This is a genomic window from Candidatus Pelagibacter sp. HIMB1521 (genome assembly GCF_052047875.1).
GTDB lineage: Bacteria > Pseudomonadota > Alphaproteobacteria > Pelagibacterales > Pelagibacteraceae > Pelagibacter.
On sequence record NZ_JBNAIZ010000012.1, the window covers coordinates 23,883 to 50,424 of the forward strand.

Genomic DNA, 26,542 nt, shown 5'->3' on the forward strand with positions numbered 1-26,542 from the left:
ATATGAGAGATCCTAACAATCCTTGTTTATTCTGTGATTCAAAAAAAAGTGGTATTGCTCACGAAAATGATCTTGCTTATGCAAGTTTCGACTCTTATCCTGTTTCTGATCACCACTGTTTAATAATTCCTAAGCGTCATATTAAAGATTATTTTGACATGACAAATGATGAATTGATTGCTTGCAATGATCTTATCCAAATAGTTAAAAATGAAATTCTAAGTAAAGATACTAATGTTAAAGGATTTAATATTGGGACAAATGCTGGAAAAATTGCAGGTCAATCTATAATGCATTGCCATATACACTTGATACCAAGAAGAGAAGGTGACGTTGATAACCCCCAAGGTGGGGTAAGATCAGTAATTCCAAATAAACAACATTACAAACGTAAACCGTAAGTTGTTATTAATGACAAAATTGACCAATAGTTTTAGTTGAACTCTTTATTTAACTAGACTAGAAAATCTCAAACTAACTTTATAAATAATTAAAAATTATGTTATCTACAAATCCTTTTTCAATTTTAGCTGAAACTGTTTCACCTTTTGCAATGCAAAGCTTCATAATTGCTATGGTAATTTTGATTGCAGCAGGAACAATTATACAAATGATTGTTCACAAAAACGTTACTTATTTTTTTAATAATGCCAAAAAAGCTAAAGCTAATGCTGTTAAGGAATTGAGTACAGGAGAAAGAGCTTCAATTATCGCAAAGACAACAGTTTATGATATCGGCACAACTGCAGAACTTGGATTTGGAAAAAGAAGACTTGCACATGTTCTTGGAATGTATGGAACAATATTATTTTGGGTTGCATCAGCAGTTTTAGTATTTTGCTACACAGGAGCTGATAAACCTACTTCATCTACTTGGTCTATGATTTGGCATGTAGGAGCAATACTTACATGTGTTGGTGGTTATTGGTTTTGGTTTTTTTTAAGAGTAGATGTATCTGCGGAAGCGCATCCTTGGTACAGAATTATTAAAGCTGATTTATTTGTTTTAGCTTTATTAGCTTGTTCGACTTTTGGTTTATTGTGGTCTTACACACAATCTAATGGTCAAGCAGGATTATCTTATTTATTTTTGACTTTATTTGTCCTTTCAAATTTAGTTTTATTTGGAGGAGTTTATTGGTCTAAATTTGCACACATGTTTTATAAACCTGGTGCAGCAATCCAAAAAAATTTAGCAGAAGCAGATGGTTCACGAGACAACTTACCTCCTCCTGCTGACGCGCCTGAACAGTTTGGTTTAGGTATTAAAAGAGAACAACCTAAACACTATTAATATGATGAAATTAAAAAAGGAGAATAAATAATTATGTCAACTTTCGTATACATGACAAGATGTGATGGCTGTGGTCACTGTGTGGATATTTGTCCATCAGATATTATGCACATAGATGAAAATATCAGACGTGCAAAAAATATTGAACCTAACTTTTGTTGGGAATGTTATTCATGTGTAAAAGCATGCCCAAATCATGCAATAGACGTAAGAGGTTATGCTGATTTTGCTCCTATGGGTCATAGCGTTAGAGTTAGAAGAGAAGAAGAAAAAGGAACAATTTCATGGAAGATCAAATTTAGAAATGGAACAGAGAAAAACTTTGTTTCTCCAATTACTACAAAGCCATGGGGTAAATTTATTCCAAAACTTGCTGAAGGTGATAAACCAAACCAAGGTGAGATTAATTCACAAAGACTTTATACTGAGCCAGAAGGTTTAAATATTGAAGGTGAATTACCATCAGTGCCAAAAGAGTCGTTTAAAAAAGGAGTTTATTACTAATGGCTAGACATAAAACACATTACGAAGATTGCGATATATTAGTTGTTGGTGGTGGTATGGCTGGAACAGGTGCTACGTTCGAAGCTAGACACTGGGGAAGAGATATGAAAATTGTTTGTGTAGAAAAAGCAAACATAGATAGAAGTGGAGCTGTTGCTCAAGGTCTTTATGCAATCAATTGTTACATGGGAATGCAATGGGGAGAAAATCAACCTGAAGACCATGTTAGATATGCAAGAAATGACTTAATGGGAATGGTTAGAGAAGATTTAGGTTATGACATGGCTAGACACGTAGACTCTACTGTTCACATGTTTGATGAATGGGGTCTTCCAATGATGAAAAATGAACAAACTGGAAGATATTTAAGAGAAGGTAAATGGCAGATCATGATCCATGGTGAAAGTTACAAACCTATTGTTGCTGAGGCGGCAAAAAAATCTGCTGATAAAATTTATAATAGAATAATGATCACTCATTTAATTATGGATGAGTCTCAAGATAATAGAATTGGTGGAGCCGTTGGCTTCAACATGAGAACAGGTGATTTTCACGTTTTCAGAGCAAAAGCTGTAATAGTTGCAGCTGGTGGTGCTTCTCATATCTTCAAACCAAGAGCAGTTGGAGAAGGAATGGGTAGAACTTGGTATGCTCCTTGGAGTAACGGTTCAGCATATGCTCTTCCTATTGCTGCTGGCGCTAAAATGACACAAATGGAAAATAGAATTGTGTTATGTAGATTTAAAGACGGTTATGGGCCAGTTGGAGCTTATTTCTTACACTTAAAAACGTATACCCAGAACGCTAATGGGGAAAATTATGAGAAGAAATGGTATGATCAAACTAAAGAATTAGTTGGCGAATATATTGATCATCACCCAACACCTACTTGTTTAAGAAATCATGCTTTCATTCAAGAAGTTGCTGCTGGTGGTGGACCAATTCATATGGTTACAACTGAAGCTTTCCAAGATCCACATTTAGAAACAGTTGGTTGGGAGAACTTCTTAGGAATGACTGTTGGTCAAGCTGTAGTATGGGCGTCTCAAAATATTGATCCTAAATATACTAATCCTGAATTAACAACTTCAGAACCTTATGTAATGGGTTCACATGCTACTTGTTCAGGAGCTTGGGTAAGCGGTCCTGAAGATTTATCTCCACCAGAATATTTCTGGGGTTATAACAGAATGCTTACAATTGACGGATTATTTGGTGCTGGAGACACTGTGGGTGGAAGTGCTCATAAGTTTTCATCTGGATCTTTCACAGAGGGTAGATTAGCTGCTAAAGCTGCTGTTAAGTATATCGAAGATAAAAAAGCTGAAGGGGTTAAGGTTTCAGACAAACAATGTGAGGATTTCAAAGCTATGGTCTACAAACCACTTGAAAACTTCACTGTTGCACAAAACGAAATCACTGGTGGAACTGTTTCTCCTAGTTATATATCACCAATCCAAGGTCTGCAAAGACTACAGAAGATTATGGACGAATATGTAGGTGGAATTACATCTAACTATATGACTAATGGCAATATGTTGAAAAGAGGTCTTGAATTGCTTGAATGGCTTCAAGAAGATCTTGAGCATGTTGGTGCTGAAGATTATCACCAATTGATGAGAGCTTGGGAATTGAAACATAGAGCTTTAACTTCTCAGTGTGTAACTGAACATACTTTATTTAGAGAAGAGACTAGATGGCCAGGATACTATTATAGAGGAGATCATATGAAACTTGATGATGATAATTGGCATTGTCTGACAGTTTCTAGAAGAGATCCAAAAACTGGTAAATTTAGTATGGAGAAGGTTCCTGTCTACCACATCGTGGATGAGAACGAGAAGAAAAAAGCTTCTTAAGATACTTTAATTAGAAATAGATAAGTTATGGATATTTTATCAAAAAAAGATGATGAAATATATGAGTTGGCTAAACCTATTTGGTTTAACCTGGTAAAATCGTCAAATTTAAAAGATTATGGTGGATTTACCAGAGATTTTTCAACTCAGATGCTCTTTGGAGCTAATGAGGTAGAGCTTGGAAAACAATGGGCTAACAATAAGCTTATCACTAATCTTCATGAAACGTTCGAGCCTTTTGGGTGTCTTAGAAGAGGAGAGCATATAACCGTTCTGATAAAACAGACCAATAAAGAAATTCCAGGAGAATTTTTGGGAAGGTTAGTTTTAGGTGTTGAAGATGAAATGGTTAAAGTTTTTGGTGCAACGATCTATTAAAAAAAATTTATCTAATTTTTAAAATAATATTTGACAATTTGTTCTCTGGGTGTATTGACGCACTTAATGCAAATTTCTAACGTAAAAATTTTCAATAAACTAACTAGCTTAAAAGTTTCTTTAATGAAAACAGGTATATTTTTAAGTCTAGCTGCTTATTGGGGAGTTATTATAGTTGGAACTTTTATTACTTTTAACTAAGTTGTTTTTAAACAATTTATTTATTTAAATGGATGTATTTTTACCCATCGCGCAAGTTTTTGTTAATCCAATAGAAATTCTTATATTAAGCGCAATCGTTGGTGTCCTTTCTGGATTGTTTGGAGTGGGAGGTGGTTTTTTAATGACACCTTTTTTAATTTTTTTAGGAATACCTCCTGCATACGCAGTTGCAAATGAAGCAAACAATATCTTAGCCACTTCAGTTTCTGGTTCAACAACACATTATCTAAAAAACACTTTAGATTACAAAATGGGTTTAATGATTGTCATTGGTGGCGCTATAGGTACCTCATTAGGAATTTTTACCTTTTCTTATTTTAAAGGTATTGGAAAGATAGATACCGTAATCTCTTTAGCTTACATGTATATTTTAGCAATCATTGGATCTTTAATGTTAGTCGAAAGTCTTGGTGAAATAGATAAAGCTAAAAGAAACGTTTTAGTTAAAAAAAAATTACATGTTCATTATTGGATCCATGGACTTCCTTTAAGAATGAGATTTCCAAAATCAAAATTATATGAAAGTATTTTTACTCCAATAGTTATTGGTTTAGTAGTTGGTTTTATTGCTGCAATAATGGGAATAGGTGGAGCATTTATATTAGTGCCAGCAATGATTTATATAATTAAGATGCCAACTAAACTTGTTCCTGGAACTTCATTATTTGTTACTATTTTTGTCAGTGTAATTGTTACTTTCCTGCATTCATTTAATTATGGCTCGATTGATTTACTTTTAGTATTTCTACTTGTTATTGGATCAATAATTGGTGTTCAGATTGGACAAAAATTAGGAGAAAAAATTGATAGCTCAGGATTACGTGCACTGATGGCTATTTTGATTTTAGCAGTTGGTATTGCAATTGCTTATGATTCATTTTTTGCAGATCATGATACAAATGCAACAACCACTTCTGCAATTTCGGATTTAAATTTCTTCTCACAATTTATTTTAGATTTTTCTAATGAGATGCCATTTTTTTATGGCTTATTCTCAATTATGTTTGCAATATTTCTAGGTGTAGCAGCAGCTTTTATAAGAAGATTTTTTTCAAATTTTAAAAAACAAATATTGATGAAATCTTAATTAAATAAGTAAAGATACAATTCAATAGTCCCTAAACAAACAATTCCAACAGTAGCCATTCCAATAAATCCAACTACAAAAGGTTTGTATCCCATACTGATAATATCTCTTAAATTGGTAGACATACCAATTGCTGCCATTGCCATTGTTAAGAATATTTTTGATAAAGATTTAATTCCATCCACAGTACTAAACCAAAGTTCAGCGTTGTTTGAAATAAAAATTAGATCACCTAAATTTCGAACAATAATCATTGCTACAAAACCTAGAACAAAATATGGAAAAATATCAATTATTGAGTATTTTTTTTCTTTAGGTTCATTTCTGTTATACAGATAAGCAAACAAAGGGATCATTATAACTAAAAAAGTATTTCTTACTAATTTAGTTACGGTTGCTACATTTAAAGTCTCTGGGCTATTGTATTGCTGATCATATATCAATCCAGCAGCTGCTACTTGTGCCGTTTCATGTATGGAAGTTCCTAAAAACAAACCAATTAAAAGTGGTTCACCGTTAAAATAAAAATTTGCAAAGTATGGATAGATCAGCATTGAAAGAATCCCAAACAAAGTGATGTTTGCAATTGCGTAAGATATTTCATTTTTTTTGGCACCAATTACAGGAGCAGTTGCCATTATTGCTGTTGTTCCACAAACTGTACTACCAATTGATATTAGGTAAGCCATTCTTGTAGGGATTTTTAATCTCTTAATTAAAAGTTTAATAACTACTAATACACTTACAATACAAATTACAATTAGAGGAATAGCAATTGCACCAAATTCAAGAAACTCAAAAGGTTTTAATTGAATACCTAAGCAAATTATTCCAAGTTTTAAAATATTTTTTTGAGTAAAATTCAAACCTCTTATGAAACTTTCTCTTATTTTAAAAACATTTCCAAAGAACATTCCTAATAGGATAGCTATCATTGCAGTGGATATAGGACTTTTTTCGTATCCTAATAATTCAATACCAATAATATTATTAAAGCCTTGAGATAATGTGTAGAGAACAAACGCAAGTATAATACCAGGTAAAAGTACCAGGTACTTATTTTTAGCCATAAAGTAGGATTTTTAATTAAGCACTTCTGTAAAGCTTAGTCATTACAAATTCTCTATGACCTAAAGCTTCAGCACAAGTTAACCTTCCATTAGCTGTTCTAATAGTTGCTTTAATTAGTTCATCACCAGCTTGATCCAAATTCATTTCTCTAGAAAGTATTTTAGAAACATCGCAGTCGATATGTTCTTTCATGCTGACTGCTGTTAATGGATTGGCCGTTAATTTCACAACTGGTTCAATTGGATTTCCAATAATATTTCCTTGTCCTGTTGGGAATAAGTGAATATTAAAACCACCAGCGGCTTGCAATGTAACACATTCTGCTGCAGCTGAAGAAGTATCCATAAAATATAATCCTGGACCTTTTTGTGGTTCTTCGGCAGGTGTTAAAACATCTACGAATTGTCTTGATCCTATTTTTTGAAAATTTCCAAATGCTTTTTCTTCAATCGTAGTAAGTCCTCCAGCTATATTTCCCGCAGTAGGTTGACTTTCTGATAAATCATCTGTTGCTTCTTTTAAAATGAAATCATTGTATTCATTCCAAGTTTTTTTAAACTTCTCTTGTGCTTCTGGAGTTTTACCTCTTTTTTCACAAACTGTTTCAGCACCTGTAAGTTCTGAAGTTTCACCAAAACATAAATGAACTCCTAATGGCTCTAATTTATCCATTAAATTTCCAACTGTTGGATTAGATGCAAGACCTGAAGTAGTGTCAGACTCACCACATTTTACCGAAATCCAAAGATCACTTATTGGACATTCCTCTCTTTGTTTTTCAGAAGCCCACATTGAAAATTCTTGAGCTTTTTTTGAAGCTTTCATGATTGTTTCAATGTCACCAGCACCCTCAATACTGAAACCTTCAACAGGTTTTCCAGTTTTTGCCACCTCATCAACAATTCTTTTAGTCCATTTAGGCTCAATGCCAATAATTATAGCAGCAGCAACATTTGGGTTTTTTGCTGTACCTATCATTGTTCTAAAATGTAACTCTAAATCAGCACCAAACTGTAATCTTCCATACGAGTGAGGTAACGCAATTGTGCCTTTAATATTGTTTGCGACAGCTTCTGCACAAGCATTTGAAATATCATCAACAGGCAAAATGATTACATGATTTCTTGTTCCAGCTCTGCCATTTTCTCTTTTATAACCTAAAAAACTTTTTGGGATTTCCATATTACTACCACTTCTTTGTTTTAACGTTGTGAACATGTACGTGTTCACCTTTTTTGATTGATTTGACTACTTTACCAATATCATGACCGTATTTAATAATAGTGTCACCTTCATTTAAATCGTTCATTGCAATTTTGTGTCCTAGAGGGATTTCATCTTCAGATTGAATGTTAACTGTCTTGTCATTTTCCATAATCCAGCAAGAGCAGTCCTGTTTTGGAGTGATTTTTTCAATAACAACTACTCCTACGTTGTCTTTTTCGTCGTGTATAATGATGTCTGTAGCCATAATGTTGTGTCGAATTGTTTGTTTGAAATTTAGAAAATCTTATATATTAATCGCGAAATTTGACAAACGAATTTTATAAATTCTTAATAATTATACTTTAGAGGGGTTCTAGTCTTATGACAAAAATGACAACAGAAGAAGCTTTTGTAAAAGTTTTACAAATGCACGGCATTGAGCACGCTTTTGGAATTATCGGTTCTGCTTTCATGCCAATATCAGATATTTTTCCTGATGCAGGAATTACTTTTTGGGATGTAGCCCATGAAACAAATGGTGGTTTAATTGCTGATGGTTACACAAGAGCTACAGGCAAAATGTCTATGGTCATTGCACAAAATGGACCAGGAATAACAGGATTAGTAACTCCAATTAAAACTGCATACTGGAATCACACTCCTCTATTATTGGTAACACCACAAGCTGCAAACAAAACTATGGGCCAAGGTGGTTTTCAAGAAGTAGAGCAAATGAACCTGTTTAAAGATATGGTTTGTTATCAAGAAGAAGTTAGAGACCCATCAAGAATGGCAGAAGTTCTAAACAGAGTAATCGAAAAAGCTATAAGAGGCTCAGCTCCAGCACAAATAAACGTTCCAAGAGATTATTGGTGTCAGGTTATTGATATAGATTTACCACCAATTGTAAGATTAGAAAGACAAGGTGGAGGTAACGATGCTGTTTCTAAAGCTGCTGATTTGTTATCTAATGCAAAATTTCCAGTAATACTTTCAGGTGCTGGTGTTGTTATTGGTGGAGCTATTGATGCTACTAAAAATCTTGCTGAAAAATTAGATGCACCAGTATGTTCTGGTTATCAACATAACGATAGTTTTCCAGGAAGCCACCCATTAGCAGTAGGACCTTTAGGTTACAATGGTTCTAAAGCTGCAATGGAATTAATTTCAAAAGCCGATGTTGTTTTAGCACTAGGTACAAGATTAAATCCATTTTCAACTTTACCAGGGTATGGAATTGATTATTGGCCAAAAAATGCAAACATCATTCAGGTAGATATTAATCCTGATAGAATTGGTTTAACAAAAAAAGTAACAGTTGGAATTAGTGGTGATGCAAAATTAGTTGCAGAGCAAATTTTAGCAAAACTATCTTCGAACGCAGGAGATACTGATAGGCAAGCTAGAAAAGATTTAATTCACCAAACAAAATCTGCATGGTTACAAAAACTTTCAAGTTTAGATCATGAAGATGATGATGAAGGAACAGTTTGGAATAAAGAAGCTAGAGAAAGAGATTCAGATAGAATGTCACCAAGACAAGCTTGGAGAGCAATTCAATCTGGTATGCCTGATGACGTAATTATTTCAAGTGATATTGGAAATAACTGTGCAATAGGAAATGCTTATCCTACTTTTGAAAAACCAAGAAAATATTTAGCTCCAGGTTTATTTGGACCTTGTGGATATGGATTTCCATCAATATTAGGTGCAAAAATTGGTTGTCCTGATACTCCGGTAATTGGTTTTGCGGGAGATGGCGCTTTTGGAATTAGCATGAACGAAATGAGTTCATGCGCTAGGGAAGAATGGCCTGCAATTACAATGGTAATTTTTAGAAATTATCAATGGGGTGCAGAAAAAAGAAATACTACTCTATGGTTTGATAACAATTTTGTTGGAACTGAGTTAGACCCTGAATTAAGTTACGCTAAAGTTGCTGATGCATGTGGTTTAAAAGGTGTAACTGTTAGAACAATGGAAGAAACAACAAATGCAATCAAGCAATCTTGTGAAGACCAAAAGAAAGGAATTACAACATTTATAGAAGTAATTCTAAACCAAGAACTTGGAGAACCATTTAGAAGAGATGCGATGAAGAAACCGGTAAGAGTTGCTGGTATCAACAAAGCAGATATGAAGAAACAACCTTCATTAAACTCTTAAAATCTTTTAAAAATTTATCAATTATCGTAAAGTCACTTCATGGAAGTGACTAACGATAATAGCTGTAGTTGGATTAATGACCTTAATCCAAGAACAAACATCAAGTCTCTTCTATCAAACGATGAGTGTGATTGGTTAATAATAGGGGCTGGTTACACAGGTCTGTCTGCTGCAAGAAAATTAGCTCAAATAAATTCAAATTTAAAAATTATACTAGCAGATGCCCAACTAGCAGGTGAAGGTGCTAGTGGAAGAAATTCTGGTTATTTGGTTGATACAACTTTGAATGATGGTTTTACATCAAATAAAGAACTGCAAAATTACAAAAAGAAAGCTGATATTTATTCATTAGGAATAGATGTAGTTAAAAAATTTATTAAAGAACATCAAGTAGATTGTGATTGGAATGAAAGTGGTAAATATTTCGCTTCATCAAAAATTCAAGATAAAAAAATTTTAGAAAATTTTTCAAATACATTATCTAAGTTAGGCTTTGAACACAGTTTATTAGGATACAAAGAATTGTCTGAAAAATTAGGTACTAGTTTTTATAATATCGGACTTTACACAAAGGGTGGTATTCTACTACATCCAGGAAAATTAGTTAGAGCAATGGTTGATGCTCTTCCTACTAATGTTATTTTGTATGAAAATTCTTGTTTGTTAAATTGGTCTAAAAATAAAGATTTCATTTTTTGTAATTTCAAAAATGGAAAAATTAAAACAAAAAATATTATTTTTGCTACGAATGGTTTTTTAAAATCATTAGGAATAAAATCAAATTATAACTTTCCCATTACTTTAACTGCTAGCATGACAAGAAGATTATCTGATGAAGAATTTAAATCTATTGGTGAACCAAAAGAATGGGGCGTACTACCTGTAAGGCCAATGGGTGCAACAATTAGAATGACAAAAGACAGACGAATTTTGATTAGAAATACAGCTGAAGTACACAATCCATTTGTTATGTCAAATTCCACTCTTAAAAAAAGATCTTTCAATCAGAAACTTGGAATACAAAAAAGATTTCCACAATTACCCAATGATATAATTAAATCATCTTGGTCTGGAATAGTATCAAGAACAAGGAATAGTTCTCAAATATTTGAAAAAATTGATAGTAATATTTTTGCCGCTGGTTGTTATAACGGTTCAGGTATTGGTGTAGGAACTTTATTTGGTGAACAAATTGCTCTTAAAGCGATTAATGAAAGTACTTGTGAAATAAAAACAATAGAAGCGAGGAACAAACCTACATGGTTACCTCCGCAACCATTTTTGAATTTAGGAATAAAAACTAGATTAGTTTATGAACGTTTGAGAGCTAAATCAGAAATCTAATTGGTTCTAATTTTTTGATTTATCACAAGAACTGCACCAATGATTAAAATTGGAAGACCCATTATTAGATCATATTGCCATTCTAAATTTTCAAATATTGTTGAAATAATTAATGCTAATACGGGCATTACAACACCAACATAACCAGCTCTTCCAGGTCCAACTTTTTCAAGCAACTTCAAATAAGATACAAAAGCAAATATTGAACCAAAAATTGAAAGATAAAATAGTGAAGAGATGTAGCTGAAACTAGTTTCAAATAATAATTCAGCTCCTCGAAATTTTGCAATTACCAATGTAACAATTGAACCATAAAACATAGAGTATGCTATTGTTTGTATTGGAGGAAAATTATTGTTTAAGTTTCTTTGATGAACCATATTACCTGTTGATGCACAAAATGTTCCAACTAGAGCTAGAAACAATCCTATATGAGTTCCTTCGCTAAAACTAAAATTGAAAATTTCATCATTAAAAATGATCATTATACCCACCATACCAATTGATGCTCCGATTAAAGTTTTTAATGAAGGCTTCTTTTTAAAATAGAATGTTTCACCAACTATATTCATTATTACCACAGTTGAAAATACAATTGCTGGAAAAGCACTAATTAAATAAGTGTTAGATAAATAGAAGAAAACATAATTTACCGAATACAAGCAAATTCCAAAAAACAAAAACCAAAAATGCTGATTGATTGAAAATTTTAAGTTTTCTTTTTTAATTATTAAAAAAATAAAAATTATAAATGCAGCTATTAAAAATCTGTAAAATACAGAAACCAGTGGATCAACATAGCCTAATTGAAATTTAATTAGATACCAGGTGGGTGACCAACAAAAAAGAGTGATTATAAAAAGAATAAAATTATTCATGATTAATTAATTTTTACACACGTATTCTATGAATAAAATTATCCTTATGATTATAATATTATGAAATAACTGCTCTTACAGATCCAAGTTTATCAATTTTTGCTGTATATGTTCCTTTTTTTATAATAGGCACAACCCCAACTGTGGATCCTGTAAAAACATAAAAATCTTTGTCTAAATTAATTTTATCTTTTTTAACTTTATTTAAAACAAATCTTAATGAATTTATTGGATTTACATAAACAGCATTTGTGTTTCCATCTACACTTTGCTTAGCTTTTTTATTTGAAATATTTGTTTTTAAATTACCTATGTTAATTTTTTTAAATTTTTTCTTTTGACCAATCAAAAATTTAATATTACCTCCAAAGTCACTACTTAAATCTCCAAAAGAAGTAATACCTTTTCTTTTTTGCCTATATCCAACTACTTCGACACAGGGTGCCATGTGTGAAATATATTTAGTTACGTTACTATTAGTGATCTTACCTTTTGAAGTGAAAAAAGTTTTTTTGATCAAATAACAAACTTCAAGTTCAATCCCTAAAGCATATTTATTTATTTTTACTTTCTTTCCACTTTTTATTAAGTTTTTTTTGAAAACAGATGCAATAAAAGGCTCTTTTTCTTTTAATTTTTTCATTAACGGAATTCCAGTTCCACCAGCTTTAAAACCTATTGTTGGATCTTCTATTTTGCTTTCACATAATTTTCTAAATTTGTCCGCTTCAATAAGTTTTTTTGTAAATTTGCCAGGTATTGGAGAAATAATTTTATTATTTTGAAAAGCATTAACCAATTTATCGGAAATTTTATCTCTAAGTGTTTTTGTCATAAGAATTTTTAATTTATTTTTTTTGATGTTTGATTAATAACAAATATTCCTGAAGTTGTAATTATTATTGCACCTATAATAGTAAATAAATCTGGAACATCATCATAGAAGAAAAATCCAAAAATTATTGCCCAAAAAATTAAAGTATAATGAAATGGTTGTATTATGCTAGCTCTTGCATTTTTAAGTGCTAATATTTGGAAGTATATACCTAATGAAAAAAATAAACCAATTGGCACAAAGAAATATAAAGAATTAAAATTAACAGGTTGCCAAAAATTAAACGCCATTATTGAGGTTATAACAATCCCAACTAAAGAAGAGTAGAACAAGGATACTTCAGGAGCATCATATTCAGTTATTTTTTTTGTTGCTATTTGATAAAGACCCAGAAAAAAAGCTGCTAACAATGGAATAAAAGAATTTATACTAAATACATCAGATGCAGGTCTAATAATTATCAAAACTCCAATAAAACCTATAAAGATTGCTATCCATGTTTTGATTGATACTCTCTCATTTAAAATAAATACAGATAATGCAACTATAATTATAGGTGCTAGTGCACCTATGCTATGAGCGTTCGCTAAAGATAGGTGTTTAAAAGATAAAACAAAGAAACCAGACTCTAAAATAGATAGTAGACTTCTTATAATTTGAAGTTTTAAATTATTAGATCTAAAAAAATTATTATTGTTAGCTCTTTTTGCTTCTATCAAGCCTAACAAAAGCACAAAAGTATATTTGATAAATAATAATTGAAATATAGAGTAATGAATAACTGCAGTTTTTTGAATTGCATCAAGGATTGAAAATGAAAAGTAAGCAATTATTGCAAAAATAATTCCCAGTGTTTCTCTTGATTTAAATTTCATTTTTTTTGTTTTAATTTTATTTCAAGTTGTTATTGATTAATTCAGACTGTCATGGATTTTGTATTACTATATTTTGTTATAGCAAGTTTTTTAATAGTGATAGTACCGGGCCCCACTGTCAGTCTGATAATTGCCAATTCTCTAAGATCTGGTGTAAAAGCAGGATTATTAAACGTTTTTGGTACCCAAGTTGGCGTTTTAATTTTGTTATTTTTATTAGCACTTGGATTTGAGATAGTTTCGCCTTTTCTAGAAGTGATTATTAAATATGTAAGAATTCTAGGTTCAATTTATTTAATTTCACTTGGAGTAATTACAATTAAGTCAGATATTGATTTAAAAAAAACTCAAGTAACTAAATTTGAAAAAAAATATTTTCTCCAAGGATTAATAGTGATTTTAACTAATCCAAAAATATTTTTGTTCCTTGGTGCATTTATTCCTCAATTTATTAATATAAATAAACCTGTTAGTTATCAGATAATTTATTTTGGAATTATCTTTATAATTGTAGCTACAATATTTGATAGCTCATATGCATTTGTATTTGGCAAGTTTAGAGAATTCATAGCATCAAAATATTTAAAATTTTTAAATAAAATTGGCGGATTTATATTAATTCTTGTTGGTATTTGGATGTTTTTTTATTAATTTTCCAAAACAGACATTGGGTCCAATCTAGTTTGAAACCAATTAATTCTAAAATCAAGATGAGGTCCAGTTGATCTACCTGTCGATCCGACGGTTCCAATAATATCTCCTTGATTAATTAAGTCTCCTACAGAAACTAAAACATTTTCTAAATGCGAATATATAGTTGATATACCATGACCGTGATCCATAATTACTGTTCCACCGGTGTAATATAAATCATCTTCAGCCATTGTAACTTTACCTGAACCTGATGATTTAATCATTGTCCCTTGTTTTGCTGCTATATCAATTCCATAATGTGGCCATCTAGGTTTACCGTTTAAAATTCTTTGACTCCCATATACACCACTAATTATTCCTTCAACAGGCATTATAAACTTTTGCTTAAAAAACTGTAATTCAGAATTAATTGCTCTTGCTTCACCAATTGCATTATTTTCTTTTTTTATTCTTTTATAGACTGACTCGGGTGGGGTTACTTTGCTTTCTTCTAAGCCATCTATTCTTTGAATGTTGTATTTTCTTTTTAAAACTTTTTTGGTTATTGTAGTTTTTTTTCCATCAAAGATTTTTGTAAAAATAAGATCATATTTTTGATCTCTATCAATACCAAAAACAAAAAAACCATCTTTTGATACTCTTACTTCTTTTTTTCCAACAATTATCTTTGCATCAGGATTTGTTTTCCCTAAAATAAAATGACCTTGTAAGAATTTACCTTGAAATTCTATTGCGTTTGCAGATGAAAAAAATAAGAAAAATATTAAAAAAAATCTATTTATTACTGAGCTGTCCATCCACCATCTATTATAATTGATGTTCCAGTTATCATTGAGGAAGCAGGTGAGGCTAAGAAACAAACTGTTGTTGCCACATCACTTTCAGTTGCTGCTTTTCCCATTGGAATATTTCCAAGTGCTAGTTTTTTAAATTTTTTATTTTTAAAGAAATTTTTAACCATTGGAGTTTCAACAAACGTAGGAGCTACTGTGTTAACTCTTATATTCTTTTTAGCTAACTCTACACCCATACCTTTTGTCAAACCTTCAATCCCAAATTTAGTCATATTGTAAACATTTCTCCCACTCATACCGACATGACCTAATTGAGAAGACATATTAATAATAGAGCCAGGTCTCTTTTTATTTTTAAGCATTTTCTTAACTACTAATTGTGCAACATTAAATGCAGCTTTTAGATTTAAATCTACCAAGTAGTTCATACTTTTTTGTTTAATTTTTTCAAAAGGTTCAGGAATATTAGTTCCAGCATTGTTTACTAACACATCAATAATTTTGATTTTTTCTAATTTTGCTTTTAGATCTTCATAATTCATTACATCACAAGGAACTTTAATTACTTTACCTTTAATTTTTTTAATATCTTTTTCTAATTTATTTAAATCAGATGGAGTTCTGCTTAAAGCTATTACAGTTGCCCCAGCTTCTGCGAGTGCAATAGAGCAAGCTCTCCCAAGTCCTTTACCAGCACCAGTAACTAGTGCGTACTTATTTTTAAGATTAATTTTTTGAAGATACATTAAAAGAATATTATTTTAATATCTGTATAAATCAACTCAACAGCTACTATTAATATTGCTAATAAACCAACCCATGCAATCCATTTGTATTTTTTTATCCATCCAGAAATTAATGTTGCAGCAGTTGCCATTAAAACAATCGATAGAACCAATCCAAATACAAGTAATCCATAATGATCACCTGCAGCACCAGCAACACCCAAAACATTATCTAAACTCATTGTAAAATCAGCAAGTAAAACAGTCCAAATTGCTTTTAAAAAACTTGAGTTGTCTACTTTTATATCTTCCTCTGAATCTGAGCCTTTGATTACATCAACATAAAGTTTGTAAACAATATAAAGAAGTAAAATTCCCCCAATAAGTCTTAGTCCTGTAATTTGTAACAAATAAGCTGTTAGTAACGTTAATATTATCCGTAATATTACTGCACCACCAATTCCCCAAAATATAACTTTCTTCCTTTGTTCAACTGGAAATTTTGAGGCTACCATTCCAATTATAATGGCATTGTCACCAGCTAACACTAAATCAATAAAAATTATTTGTGTTAAAATAGCAATTTGTTCGGGAGTAAAAAATTCTGCAAACATTATTGTTGTAGTATCATGTCAGCACCTTTTTCTGCAATCATAATCGTAGGTGCATTAGTATTTCCTGAAGTAATGTTAGGCATTATTGATGCATCAATAACTCTAAGATTTTCTATTCCTCTTACTTTTAATTTTTCATCGACTACTGACATCTCATCTTGTCCCATCTTACATGTACCAACAGGATGAAAGATAGTTTGTGCAAAATTTGATGCTTCTTTCACCAATTCCTCGTCATCATCAATATGAATACCAGGTCTATATTCCTCAGGTGTATATTTCTTAAAAGTTTCAGATTCCATTATAATTTTTCTTGTCAATTTTAATCCTTTAGCAGCAATCATTCTATCGTGATCAGTTGATAGGTAATTTTGTTTTATTTTTGCGTAAACACGCGAGTCTTTATCAACAATACTTACGTGACCTCTGCTTGTAGGTCTTATATTTGAAACAGTTGGAGTAAACGCGTGAAAATCATGATTTTTTGTAGCTCCTAAAGTATCCATACTCATCGGTTGAACGTGCCATTGTAAATCAGGTAATTCTAAAGAAGGATCACTTTTTGCAAACATACAAAGTTGACTTGCTCCCATAGTCATTGGACCACTTCTTTTAAAAACATACTCTAATCCGATAAGCAAATTTCCAAACAAGCTATTAATTTTTTTATTAAGAGATTTTAAACCGTTAATTTTATAAATAGGTCTTAACATTAAGTGATCGTGTAGATTTTCACCTACACCATTTAAATTATGAACCATATCAATTCCCAAATTTTTTAGTTTTTCTGGATTTCCAATTCCTGATACTTGCAATATTTGAGGAGAACCAATTGCACCTGAAGAAACTATAATTTCTCTGTTTGCCTCAGCTGTTTTCAATTCATTATCCTGCCAATACTCAACTGATTTTGCCTTTTTATTTTCAAAGTTAATTTTTTTAACATGAGCGTGAGTAATAATTGTTAAATTTTTTCTATGCTTAACAGGGTTTAAATAACCAACAGCAGTACTGCATCTAAATCCATCTTTTTCTGTTACTTGAAAATAACCACAGCCATGGTTGTCTCCTGTATTAAAATCTTTTGTTTTTGGTACACCAAATTCCTCAGCAGCGTTTTGAAACTCATCTAAAAGAGGAAGATGTATTCTTTGATCTGAGACTGAGAGAGGCCCACCAACTCCATGGTATTCACTTTTGCCTCTTTCTTGATTTTCTGCTTTTATAAAATAGGGCAGAACATCATCCCAACCCCAGCCAGTATTTCCAAGCTGTCTCCAAATATCATAATCTCTGTGTTGTCCTCGGATATATAAAAGTCCATTGATAGAAGAGCTTCCTCCTAAAGTTTTTCCACGGGGATAACGTATTGAAATATTATTCATGCTTTCATCTGGTTCTGTCTTGTAGCACCAGTCAGTATTAGGATTGTGCATCGTTTTAAAATAACCAACTGGAATATGGATCCATGGATAATTATCTTTACCTCCAGCCTCAATCAAAAGAACTTTGTGTGAAGGATTTTCTGATAGCCTATTTGCTAAAACACAGCCTGCAGATCCAGCTCCTAGTATAATGAAATCAAAATTATTCATAAATTAGAACTCTTATAAATTAAAAAAATTATATTTCTAACAAATCTGTTAAAAATTTTAAAATATACCAATATTAACACTTGTTTTAGTTTTCATTCTTTGACAAAGTTTCGACTTTAAAAATAAAGAGAGGGAAACAAATGAAAAAAATCATTTCAATGTTATTTGCAGTTGCAATGGTGTTTGGATTTATTTCAAACGCTAATGCTGCAAAAACACTAAAATGTCAGACAGTTCTTAACACAAAAGCTGATGAAGTTAAGATGTTAAAGGATTTTACTGACACAGTAACAGCGTTAACTGGTGGATCTCTTAAGTTTGAAATTATGCCAGCTGGAGCTGTTGTTGGTGTAAAAGAAACTTTAGATGCAGTTGACAAAGGCCTAATCGATTGTGGTTTCGCATGGACTCACTATTGGTCAGGTGACCATCCTGCAGCTATGCTATTCGGTTCTCCAGTAGCTGGTGGTGGTGTTGGTATTGACAACATTGCATTCTTATCATGGTTCCAGTATGGCGGTGGAAAAGAGTTATACGACAGACTATGGAAAGAAATGGGAAGAGACATCAAAGGATTTATGATTCAACCAGTTGGACCAGAAGCTTTAGGTTGGTTTCCAAAACCAATTAAAGATATGGCTGACTTTAGAAAATATAAGTTCAGAACTCCTCCTGGAATTCCAGGACAAACATATAAAGACATCGGTATCGCATCTGTAGCTATGGGTGGTGGAGATATTCTACCAGCTTTAGAAGCAGGAACAATTGATGCTGCTGAATGGTGTTGTCCAAAACCAGACTTAACGTTTGGTTTCCAAAAAGTATTAAAGCACTACTACCTACAAGGTCTACACCAAGTAGTCGTAAATGCTGACTTTTATATTACTGGAAAAACTTACAACGCTATGAGCGATCATGAGAAGAAGTCTCTTGAAGTTGCAGCTAATGCTTCATTAGCTAAATCTTTAAGTTACAGAATCTATGAAAATGGTAAAGCTTTAAGAGAGCTTACTGAAGTTCATGGAGTTAAATTAGAGGACACACCTTCTGATTACTTCACAGAATACATGGCTGCAGCTAAGAAAAGTTTGGAAACAAACGCTGCAAACAATGCATTCTTTGCAGAAGTATGGGACTCTATGAAAGAATTTGCTGATATAGCAGTTCCTTTCTGGAGTGGTGCTCAAATGTCTAATGCGAAGCTAGGAATGGCTCACGCAGCAACATTAAAGTAATCCAATAATTAATCTATAATTCAATTAGAGCGGACTTAATTGTCCGCTCTAATTTTTCTAAAAAATTTTTATGGCTGAAGAACCAACTAAACTAGATATATCAGATGAAATGATAGCCGAAAGGCGAGGTGGTTCAGGGAAGATGCCAAATGATATGCCATCATGGATGGCAAGTTCTATTGTAAATATTGATAAATTTAGCAAATGGATAGGTAACGTTGTTTGTTGGATACTGATGCCACTTATCTTTGCTATGACTTACGAAGTTTTGGCAAGAAAACTTTTTCATGCACCTACAATTTGGGCTTATGACATAAGTAGATTTTTGTATGGCGCACTATTCATGTTAGGTGCAGGTTACGCACTTTCAAAAGGTGTTCATATAAGAGCAGATTTTTTATACAGAAATTTCAAAACAAAAAACCAAGGGACGATTGATTTTTGGTTATATATTTTATTTTATTTTCCAGGACTAATAGTCTTTCTTTATATGACAATTGGTTATGTAGGTGAGTCTATTCAAAGAGGCGAAAGAGGAATGGATACTACATGGATGCCTTATATGTGGCCAATTAAGAGTTGTTTATTGATTGGTATCGTATTTTTATTAATCCAAGGTATTTCAGAATTATTAAAAAGTTATTGGGCTGCTACTAGAGGAAAATGGCCAGGAGAAGATGAATAATGTTAGCTGAATTTATAGATCCAGCATATTTAGGTTTTATTCTGGTAGGAGTAATGCTTTTTGCGATTTTCGTAGGATTTCCTATTTCATTTACACTTATATTTTTAGGTTTCGTATTTGGATATTTAGGGTTTGGAAAATTGGTCTTTTATTTAATGACCCTCCAGTTTTCGATGGTCATGACCGAACAAACCCTCGCCGCCGTCCCGCTCTTTGTCTTTATGGGTATTATGATGGAACAGGCAGGTTTAATGGAAAGATTATTCTCATCATTTCAAATGATGCTAGCAAGAGTTAGAGGTGCATTATATTACGCTGTTCTTTTTGTTTCAGTTATTTTTGCTGCAGCAACAGGAATTGTTGGTGCTTCAGTAACCATACTCGGTATCATGGCTGCAAAATCAATGAATAGATCTGGCTATGACGTCAGGCTTGCTGCAGGTACGATAACAGCTGGTGGTACTTTAGGAATTTTAATACCTCCAAGTATCATGCTTGTTGTTATGGGCCCAATTATGGAAATTCCAGTTATTGATTTATTTGCGGCTGCTATAATTCCAGGAATTCTTTTAGCAAGTTTATACGCTGGATACACAACAATAAGATGTATGATAAATCCTAAATTGGGACCTGTAATTCCTGAAGAGATGAGAGCCGCTAGTATGAAAGAAGTTTGGATTGAATTCTTCTTAGGTTTAGTTCCTCCAGCAGCGTTAGTGTTTGCAGCATTAGGAAGTATACTTTTTGGTTTTGCAACTCCAACAGAAGCAGCTGGTTGTGGTGCAATGGGAGCTTTATTACTTTCTTTAGCATACAAAAAATTAACCTTTTCAAAACTTCAAGAAGCTCTTGTTAAAACTTTAGAGATAACAGCTTTAATTATGGTTTTAGTTGCTGCATCAAACTTTTTTGGTGCTGTTTTTGCAAGACTAGGTACTCCAACTTTATTAACTGAATTCTTGTTAGGTTTAGACATGAACAAATATTTAATATTAGCGATTGTAATGGTGGCAATATTTTTATTGGGTTGGCCTTTAGAGTGGGTACCAATCGTAATGATTATTGTGCCAATTATTTTACCATTAATTGAAGCTCTTGGCTTTAATCTTACTTGGTTTGCAATATTAGTTGCCGTCAATCTCCAGACCGCCTGGCTATCTCCTCCAGTGGCATTGTCTGCGTATTTCTTAAAAGGGGTAGTGCCTGAATGGGATTTAAAAGATATTTATTATGGAATGATGCAATTTATGGTGCTTCAAATAATTGGTTTGGTTTTAATTATAATATTTCCTAAAATTGCACTTTGGTTACCAACTCTCCTATATGGACAGTAGAAATTATTAGTTTAAAATAATTTCTAGTGAATCAACCTAAAGTTAAATACTCCCTATCAAATTGGGATTTAGTTTCGGTAAATCCAAATTATAAAACTTGGGATTGGAAAGACCTGTTTTGTTACTGGGGAGTTAATGTACAAAGTGTAATTGGTTTTTCTCTAATTGCCTCGCTTTATATAATGTACAATTTAAACACCTTTGTGGTTTTAATAGGAACTTTATTAGGTTCATTTTTTGTTTATTTATTTGCTAATTTTATTGGAAAACCTTCACAAAAATTTGGATTACCTTTTGTAGTTTTGTTGAGATCTTCTTTAGGATTTAATGGAGCGAAATTTTTTGGATTAATCAGAAGCTTGGTTGGAATTTTCTTATTTGGAATTCAAACTTATTTTTTATCAAAAATTTTAACTTATCTTATTAGAATATTACTTTTCACTATCGATGAGTCATTGTTAGTACAAGATATATTTATTTTTTATTTTTTTGGTTTAAATATTATAGATTGGTCATCAATTTTAATTGTAATTATTTTTCAAACATTTTTGTTTAGTATTGGTGCTCAATATAATAAAAAAATAATAAATTTTTCAGCAATCAGTGTTTATGTAGGAATTGTTGTTTTTTTCTTTCTTGTTTTTTTAAGTGATGTCAAATTAACATCAAAAGCATTTGTAAATATTATTAATACCAAAAACTTTTTTGATATTAATAATTTATTACCACTTTTAACTGTAGCAGGAACTGTCTTTGCTTATTTTTCAATATTAATAATTAGTTTTGGGGACATTTCTAGGAATGTTAAAAATACTAAAGAGTTGGGTAAAGGGAATTTAAGTTTGCTTATTAATTTAATTATTTTCTCTTTTTTCTCTATATTTATTGTTGCCGGATCAGATGCACTTTTAAATCAAAAATTTTCAGACATAGACAGAATTTTTACAAATCCCACTGATATAATTGGCAAATATGACAATATTCAAATAACTACATTGGTACTATTTTTTGTCGTAATTGCTTCAGCATCCACGAATTTAGTAGCCAATTATATTCCATCTCAATATTCACTAATAAATTTTGTTCCAAATAAATTATCTTTAAGGAGTGCAAGCTATATAATTTCTTTCCTCGGTTTGTTGGTGGCTATTTTTTGGCTTACAATTTTGAGTCAAATTGGCATTTTATCTTTTATAGATACATTTGGTGCATTTTTTGGTCCGTTATTTGGAGTAATAGTTGCTGACTATTACCTGATCAATAAACAAAGCTTGAGTAACAAAGATTTGTATTCAGTAGAAAAAGAAAGTAGTTACTATTATTCAAGAGGGTGGCATATCAAAGGTGTTTACTCAGTATTTCTAGGTTTTATTTTTTCAGCATCAACAATTTGGAACACAAATTTAATGTTTTTACAGTCTTATGCGTGGTTAATTGGTGCATTTGTAGGCTGGATAACGTATTACTTGTTGGCAAAAAAATAATATGAAAGCTTTAGTATATACTGGAACACAAGAATTAGTTTACAGAGACGAACCTAATCCAATTGAAGTTTCGGGAGAAAGTATTTTAAAAATCCATGCTTCAGGAATATGTGGTTCTGATATGCACGCGTATCATGGACATGATGAGAGAAGAATTCCTCCTTTAATATTAGGCCATGAAGTTAGTGGTGAAGTCCAAAATGGTAAATTTAAAGGTAAAGACGTTGTTTTAAATCCTCTGATAACTTGTGGTAAATGTGAATACTGCACAAGTGGAAGAGAACATCTTTGTCCTCATAGAATTATTTTAGGCATGAATAAACCAATTGAAAGACAAGGGGTTTTTGCAGAATTTGTCTCAACACCAGACACAAATATTTATGAAATCCCAGATGGATTAGATAAAAATGAAGCGCCAGTAGCAGAGCCAACTGCAGTTTCTTTGCATGCAGTATTAATTGGTGAACAATCTTTAAAAAAACCTTTATCTGAATGTAAAATTTTGATCCAAGGTGGTGGTGCAATAGGATTATTATGTGGTTTAATTTTATCTAAAATTAAAAATAGTAAAAATATAATTCTTTCTGATCCTAATAAATTGAGATTGAATGAGTGTTCAAAATATTTAGATGCAAAATATGTTGCACCAGACCATAACGAAATAGAAAGTAATAAGTTTGATATTGTATTTGATACAGTAGGTTTAGAAATTTCAAGACAACAGGCTATTGAAGTAGTTAAGCCAGGTGGTTCAATTATTCACATAGGCTTAACTCAGCCAGCTGGAACCTTTAATTTTAGAAAAATGACACTTCAAGAGGTGACCGTAATAGGAACTTATTGTTATACTAATAAGGATTTTGAGCAAACTTTAGCAATATTAGCCAACAAAGAGATAGGTTCTCTAGATTGGATTGAATTTAGAGATTTAAAAAATGGCGGCGATGCCTTTAAACAAATTCATGATGGCACCTGTTTTGCACCTAAAATTATACTGATACCTTAGAATTAAAATTTAATTTTATAGCTCTAGAACTACCCATTTTGAGGTCATTAGACATAATTGGTGCAGATATCATTATTGACCAATAAATTAAAAGTAAAAAAATTGAAATTGTTTTCATATTATTTATTTAAAAATTAATTCTGATTTTTGCATGTTTAAATCTTGTCTAAATAATGTATTAAGAACTTAAATTATGAAAATATTTTTTAAACTCATTTCAATTTTTTTGATTTCAATCAGCTCAGTTGTTGCAAATGAAGTTATAGTGTTTGAGTTTACAGAAGCAGAACTTTCAGAATTAACTGTCAGAAAAGTAAGAGGAGCAAAGAACGAGACAAGTTATACTGTTGGTAAGAATGAAAATGGAAATTTCCTTAAGGCTGTTGCCGATAATGCAGCATCTGGTCTAGGCAAAGAAGTTAAAATTGATCTAAATAAGACACCTTTTATAAATATTACATGGAAAGTTGAGAAAGATTTATCAGGAATTAAAGAAGACACTAAAAAAGGGCATGATTTTGCCGCTAGAGTTTTTGCGGTAAAAAAAACAGGTGCAACACCATTGTCAAACAGAGCAGTTAACTATGTGTTTTCAAGCAATAGAGATGTTGGAGTTAGTTCACCAAGTCCTTACACAAAAAAATCTATAGATAATGTAATGTCAACTACAAAAACTAATTTAAATGAATGGGTAACAGTTAAATCAAATGTAAAAGAGGATTTTAAGAAATTCCACGATTTAGATTTAGATGAATTAGATGGCTTGGCGGTTATGGCGGATACGGATAATTCTAAAATGAAATCTATAGCCTATTTCCAGAATATTTATTTTTCAGCAAATTAATTAAAGTTTAGTATATTTTTTTAGACCCATACTCAGGAATGACAGTATGATTGCTACAATTACGTCCTCTGTTGGAGTGGCATTAGGAACACCAAAGTTCCATAAAATTACTCCAATCAACCAAATTATATAAACTTTCATTGTAGTTATTATATCTTAGTTTGTATAAAAATTTCTCATTATTTGATATTAATGAACAATGCATAAAACTTTTAGTCATAATGTTAAAATTTACTATGAAGACACCGACTCTGGAGGAGTAGTTTATTACGCAAATTATTTAAAATACTTTGAAAGAGCTAGAACAGAAGCATTATTAGCTATTGGTTTAAGTAATTTGAAAATTAAAGATGAGTTTAATTCTTTAATAATCGTTAAGTCATGCAATATTGAATATAAAAAATCAGCGTACTTAGAAGATAATTTAACAATAAAATCTTTTATTTCCTCTTTGTCAAAAACCTCTTTTGTAATGGATCAATCAATTTACAGAGATGATTTATTAATTGTAGATGCAAAAATACATTTAGTATTTGTAAATACAATCGGAAAACCTACAAAAATTCCTGAGTTAGTTTTAAATAGCTTTGAGCCTTATATTTTAAAATCTAAATAGCTGTTACTCTTTTTATTTTTTTAAAAAAATTAACTATCATTTTTTCAGATATTAATTTTGTATTTACATTTCGAGGACTTGGATGATAACAAGCGTACAATCTGATTTTATTTGATAAATCATAATATTTCCCGTGCTTAAAAGTATACTTTCCATTTAATTTATTTTTACTTTTGTAATATTTAACACAATTATCAAAAGCAACTTTACCTAAAGCAACAATTGTTTTTATTTTGCTTAAAGTTTCAATCTCATTTTGAAAATGATTTGTGCAATTTGATAATTCTTCATTTGTTGGTTTGTCACCAGGAGGAACACATTTCAGTATATTGGTTATAAAAGTTGATTTTAATTTCAATCCATCATTTAAATTTTCTGAATAAGGTAGATTAGAAATATTTGCTTTTTTTAAACAAGAAAACAAGAAATCGCTTGATTTGTCTCCAGTGAAAGGTCTTCCTGTTCTGGTTCCCCCATGTGCAGCTGGTGCCAAACCTAAAATTAATAATTTCGAATTTATCTTACCAAATCCAGGAACCGGTTTACCCCAATAGGTTTCGTTAATATTTTGTTTTCGTTTTACAGTAGATATTTTTTTAATAAAATTAATTAATCTAGGACATTTTCTACATTTAATAATTTTCTTATTAAGTTGTTTTAATTTATTATTCATCTATGAAAATTTTAAAATTTTTTTTAATTATATTTATATTTTTAAGTTCTCCAATTAAAGCAGATTCAAATGAAGCTATGATTGGTGAGCTTCAAAAAGGTGGTAAATTAATATTTATTCGTCATGCTTATGCACCGGGAGGAGGGGATCCATCTAATTTTGATGTCAATAATTGTGAAACCCAAAGAAACTTAAATGACGAGGGAAGAGTACAATCAAAAAAAATTGGAAATTTTTTTAAACAAAATGATATTTTAATAAACAAAATTTACTCTAGTGAATGGTGCAGATGCAAAGAAACTGCAGAAATAGCCTTTAAAAATTATGAAACAAAAAATTTTTTGAATTCATTTTTTAGTGCAAAATTTGCTAAAAATAGAAAACAACAAGTTATTGATTTTAATAAATTTTTAAACACGTGGGATCAAAAACAAAATATAATTTTTGTAACACATTACGTGGTAATATCTGAGCTTTTAAACTACGCACCATCATCAGGTGAGATTGTTATTTCAGATAAAAATTTAAAAGTAATTGATACTTTAGAAATAGAATATTAAATTA

Annotated in this window: 30 protein-coding genes; 18 read left to right on the forward strand and 12 right to left on the reverse strand. The window is 31.3% G+C overall.

Features of this window, described 5'->3' with window-relative positions; all coding sequences use genetic code 11:
- Nucleotides 1-2 precede the first annotated feature (2 nt).
- The 7 genes from ACTTA5_RS06000 (at nt 3) to ACTTA5_RS06030 (ending at nt 5,344) form a co-directional block, all read left to right on the forward strand.
- Nucleotides 3-401 carry an HIT family protein gene (locus ACTTA5_RS06000; RefSeq protein ID WP_440634934.1) on the forward strand — a complete coding sequence of 133 codons (399 nt, stop codon included), beginning with the start codon at nt 3-5 and terminating at the stop codon, nt 399-401.
- A gap of 98 nt (nt 402-499) precedes the next feature.
- On the forward strand, nt 500-1,294 hold the full coding sequence (locus ACTTA5_RS06005; protein WP_440634933.1) for an adenylyl-sulfate reductase: 795 nt from the start codon (nt 500-502) through the stop codon (nt 1,292-1,294).
- A gap of 33 nt (nt 1,295-1,327) precedes the next feature.
- Nucleotides 1,328-1,798 carry an adenylyl-sulfate reductase subunit beta gene (gene aprB, locus ACTTA5_RS06010; protein ID WP_440648677.1) on the forward strand — a complete coding sequence of 157 codons (471 nt, stop codon included), beginning with the start codon at nt 1,328-1,330 and terminating at the stop codon, nt 1,796-1,798.
- Nucleotides 1,798-3,657 (forward strand): adenylyl-sulfate reductase subunit alpha, encoded by a 1,860-nt coding sequence (aprA, locus tag ACTTA5_RS06015; protein WP_440648679.1) that lies wholly within the window; start codon nt 1,798-1,800, stop codon nt 3,655-3,657. Before aprB ends, aprA begins: the two co-directional genes overlap by 1 nt.
- Before the next feature lie 27 nt (nt 3,658-3,684).
- Nucleotides 3,685-4,035, forward strand: a complete 351-nt coding sequence (locus ACTTA5_RS06020) for a hypothetical protein (RefSeq protein WP_075506610.1) — start codon at nt 3,685-3,687, stop codon at nt 4,033-4,035.
- 66 nt (nt 4,036-4,101) lie between these two features.
- Nucleotides 4,102-4,236 carry a hypothetical protein gene (locus ACTTA5_RS06025; RefSeq protein ID WP_440614490.1) on the forward strand — a complete coding sequence of 45 codons (135 nt, stop codon included), beginning with the start codon at nt 4,102-4,104 and terminating at the stop codon, nt 4,234-4,236.
- A gap of 28 nt (nt 4,237-4,264) precedes the next feature.
- The gene (locus ACTTA5_RS06030; protein ID WP_440648681.1) at nt 4,265-5,344 is read left to right on the forward strand and encodes a TSUP family transporter; all 1,080 of its coding nucleotides are present in this window, start codon (nt 4,265-4,267) and stop codon (nt 5,342-5,344) included.
- On the opposite strand, the gene ACTTA5_RS06035 is transcribed toward ACTTA5_RS06030, so the two are convergent.
- Genes ACTTA5_RS06035 through ACTTA5_RS06045 form a run of 3 tightly spaced genes read right to left on the reverse strand, consistent with a single transcriptional unit; the run spans nt 5,341 to nt 7,886 of the window.
- Complete coding sequence (locus ACTTA5_RS06035; protein ID WP_440648683.1) at nt 5,341-6,414, reverse strand: YeiH family protein; 1,074 nt, start codon at nt 6,412-6,414, stop codon at nt 5,341-5,343. The genes ACTTA5_RS06030 and ACTTA5_RS06035 overlap by 4 nt on opposite strands.
- 16 nt (nt 6,415-6,430) lie before the next feature.
- A complete protein-coding gene (locus tag ACTTA5_RS06040) occupies nt 6,431-7,597 on the reverse strand; it encodes a UxaA family hydrolase (protein ID WP_075506613.1) in 1,167 nt (388 codons plus the stop codon).
- A 4-nt stretch (nt 7,598-7,601) separates the two neighbouring features.
- Nucleotides 7,602-7,886, reverse strand: a complete 285-nt coding sequence (locus ACTTA5_RS06045) for a UxaA family hydrolase (RefSeq protein WP_440614486.1) — start codon at nt 7,884-7,886, stop codon at nt 7,602-7,604.
- A gap of 116 nt (nt 7,887-8,002) precedes the next feature.
- Here ACTTA5_RS06045 and xsc point away from each other — a divergent pair, with 116 nt between their 5' ends.
- Nucleotides 8,003-9,787 carry a sulfoacetaldehyde acetyltransferase gene (gene xsc / locus ACTTA5_RS06050; protein ID WP_075506615.1) on the forward strand — a complete coding sequence of 595 codons (1,785 nt, stop codon included), beginning with the start codon at nt 8,003-8,005 and terminating at the stop codon, nt 9,785-9,787.
- Nucleotides 9,788-9,826: 39 nt separating this feature from the next.
- Nucleotides 9,827-11,131 carry an NAD(P)/FAD-dependent oxidoreductase gene (locus ACTTA5_RS06055; protein ID WP_440648685.1) on the forward strand — a complete coding sequence of 435 codons (1,305 nt, stop codon included), beginning with the start codon at nt 9,827-9,829 and terminating at the stop codon, nt 11,129-11,131.
- Here ACTTA5_RS06055 and ACTTA5_RS06060 read toward each other — a convergent pair.
- From ACTTA5_RS06060 to ACTTA5_RS06070, 3 genes are read right to left on the reverse strand one after another with little or no spacing between them, the layout of a single operon-like run.
- Nucleotides 11,128-12,009 carry a DMT family transporter gene (locus ACTTA5_RS06060; protein ID WP_440648687.1) on the reverse strand — a complete coding sequence of 294 codons (882 nt, stop codon included), beginning with the start codon at nt 12,007-12,009 and terminating at the stop codon, nt 11,128-11,130. The two genes, ACTTA5_RS06055 and ACTTA5_RS06060, sit on opposite strands and share 4 nt — an antisense overlap.
- Nucleotides 12,010-12,067: 58 nt before the next feature.
- Nucleotides 12,068-12,844, reverse strand: a complete 777-nt coding sequence (locus ACTTA5_RS06065) for a fumarylacetoacetate hydrolase (protein ID WP_440648689.1) — start codon at nt 12,842-12,844, stop codon at nt 12,068-12,070.
- Nucleotides 12,845-12,852: 8 nt separating this feature from the next.
- A complete protein-coding gene (locus ACTTA5_RS06070; RefSeq protein WP_440648691.1) occupies nt 12,853-13,719 on the reverse strand; it encodes a DMT family transporter in 867 nt (288 codons plus the stop codon).
- Nucleotides 13,720-13,770: 51 nt separating this feature from the next.
- Here ACTTA5_RS06070 and ACTTA5_RS06075 point away from each other — a divergent pair, with 51 nt between their 5' ends.
- Nucleotides 13,771-14,370 (forward strand): LysE family translocator, encoded by a 600-nt coding sequence (locus tag ACTTA5_RS06075; protein WP_440648693.1) that lies wholly within the window; start codon nt 13,771-13,773, stop codon nt 14,368-14,370.
- Here ACTTA5_RS06075 and ACTTA5_RS06080 read toward each other — a convergent pair.
- The 4 genes from ACTTA5_RS06080 to ACTTA5_RS06095 are packed head-to-tail and all read right to left on the reverse strand — an operon-like array spanning nt 14,367 to nt 18,101.
- Nucleotides 14,367-15,170 (reverse strand): M23 family metallopeptidase, encoded by an 804-nt coding sequence (locus ACTTA5_RS06080; RefSeq protein ID WP_440648695.1) that lies wholly within the window; start codon nt 15,168-15,170, stop codon nt 14,367-14,369. The two genes, ACTTA5_RS06075 and ACTTA5_RS06080, sit on opposite strands and share 4 nt — an antisense overlap.
- Nucleotides 15,155-15,913, reverse strand: coding sequence for an SDR family NAD(P)-dependent oxidoreductase (locus tag ACTTA5_RS06085; protein WP_440648697.1), 759 nt, complete (start codon nt 15,911-15,913; stop codon nt 15,155-15,157). The genes ACTTA5_RS06080 and ACTTA5_RS06085 overlap by 16 nt, the downstream gene beginning before the upstream one ends.
- A complete protein-coding gene (locus ACTTA5_RS06090; protein ID WP_075506621.1) occupies nt 15,913-16,506 on the reverse strand; it encodes a TerC family protein in 594 nt (197 codons plus the stop codon). Before ACTTA5_RS06090 ends, ACTTA5_RS06085 begins: the two co-directional genes overlap by 1 nt.
- Entirely contained in the window at nt 16,506-18,101 is a 1,596-nt protein-coding gene (locus ACTTA5_RS06095; RefSeq protein ID WP_440648699.1) for a GMC family oxidoreductase, read from the reverse strand. The genes ACTTA5_RS06090 and ACTTA5_RS06095 overlap by 1 nt, the downstream gene beginning before the upstream one ends.
- A 140-nt stretch (nt 18,102-18,241) precedes the next feature.
- Here ACTTA5_RS06095 and ACTTA5_RS06100 point away from each other — a divergent pair, with 140 nt between their 5' ends.
- The 6 genes from ACTTA5_RS06100 (at nt 18,242) to ACTTA5_RS06125 (ending at nt 24,689) form a co-directional block, all read left to right on the forward strand.
- Nucleotides 18,242-19,336 carry a TRAP transporter substrate-binding protein gene (locus ACTTA5_RS06100; protein WP_262589327.1) on the forward strand — a complete coding sequence of 365 codons (1,095 nt, stop codon included), beginning with the start codon at nt 18,242-18,244 and terminating at the stop codon, nt 19,334-19,336.
- 70 nt (nt 19,337-19,406) lie between these two features.
- The gene (locus ACTTA5_RS06105) at nt 19,407-20,021 is read left to right on the forward strand and encodes a TRAP transporter small permease subunit (RefSeq protein WP_075506706.1); all 615 of its coding nucleotides are present in this window, start codon (nt 19,407-19,409) and stop codon (nt 20,019-20,021) included.
- Nucleotides 20,021-21,355 carry a TRAP transporter large permease gene (locus ACTTA5_RS06110; protein ID WP_440634050.1) on the forward strand — a complete coding sequence of 445 codons (1,335 nt, stop codon included), beginning with the start codon at nt 20,021-20,023 and terminating at the stop codon, nt 21,353-21,355. The genes ACTTA5_RS06105 and ACTTA5_RS06110 overlap by 1 nt, the downstream gene beginning before the upstream one ends.
- A 26-nt stretch (nt 21,356-21,381) precedes the next feature.
- Entirely contained in the window at nt 21,382-22,839 is a 1,458-nt protein-coding gene (locus tag ACTTA5_RS06115) for a cytosine permease (protein ID WP_440648701.1), read from the forward strand.
- A 1-nt stretch (nt 22,840) separates the two neighbouring features.
- Nucleotides 22,841-23,845 (forward strand): alcohol dehydrogenase catalytic domain-containing protein, encoded by a 1,005-nt coding sequence (locus tag ACTTA5_RS06120; RefSeq protein ID WP_440648703.1) that lies wholly within the window; start codon nt 22,841-22,843, stop codon nt 23,843-23,845.
- A gap of 193 nt (nt 23,846-24,038) precedes the next feature.
- On the forward strand, nt 24,039-24,689 hold the full coding sequence (locus ACTTA5_RS06125) for a DUF3047 domain-containing protein (protein ID WP_440648705.1): 651 nt from the start codon (nt 24,039-24,041) through the stop codon (nt 24,687-24,689).
- Here ACTTA5_RS06125 and ACTTA5_RS06130 read toward each other — a convergent pair whose 3' ends face one another.
- The gene (locus ACTTA5_RS06130; RefSeq protein WP_440648707.1) at nt 24,690-24,830 is read right to left on the reverse strand and encodes a hypothetical protein; all 141 of its coding nucleotides are present in this window, start codon (nt 24,828-24,830) and stop codon (nt 24,690-24,692) included.
- Nucleotides 24,831-24,888: 58 nt separating this feature from the next.
- On the opposite strand from ACTTA5_RS06130, the gene ACTTA5_RS06135 reads away from it, so the two are divergent.
- Nucleotides 24,889-25,305 carry a YbgC/FadM family acyl-CoA thioesterase gene (locus tag ACTTA5_RS06135; protein ID WP_440648709.1) on the forward strand — a complete coding sequence of 139 codons (417 nt, stop codon included), beginning with the start codon at nt 24,889-24,891 and terminating at the stop codon, nt 25,303-25,305.
- Here ACTTA5_RS06135 and ACTTA5_RS06140 read toward each other — a convergent pair.
- On the reverse strand, nt 25,298-25,978 hold the full coding sequence (locus tag ACTTA5_RS06140) for a uracil-DNA glycosylase (RefSeq protein WP_440648711.1): 681 nt from the start codon (nt 25,976-25,978) through the stop codon (nt 25,298-25,300). The genes ACTTA5_RS06135 and ACTTA5_RS06140 overlap by 8 nt on opposite strands.
- 2 nt (nt 25,979-25,980) lie before the next feature.
- Here ACTTA5_RS06140 and ACTTA5_RS06145 point away from each other — a divergent pair, with 2 nt between their 5' ends.
- Nucleotides 25,981-26,538 (forward strand): histidine phosphatase family protein, encoded by a 558-nt coding sequence (locus tag ACTTA5_RS06145; protein WP_440648713.1) that lies wholly within the window; start codon nt 25,981-25,983, stop codon nt 26,536-26,538.
- Nucleotides 26,539-26,542 lie beyond the last annotated feature (4 nt).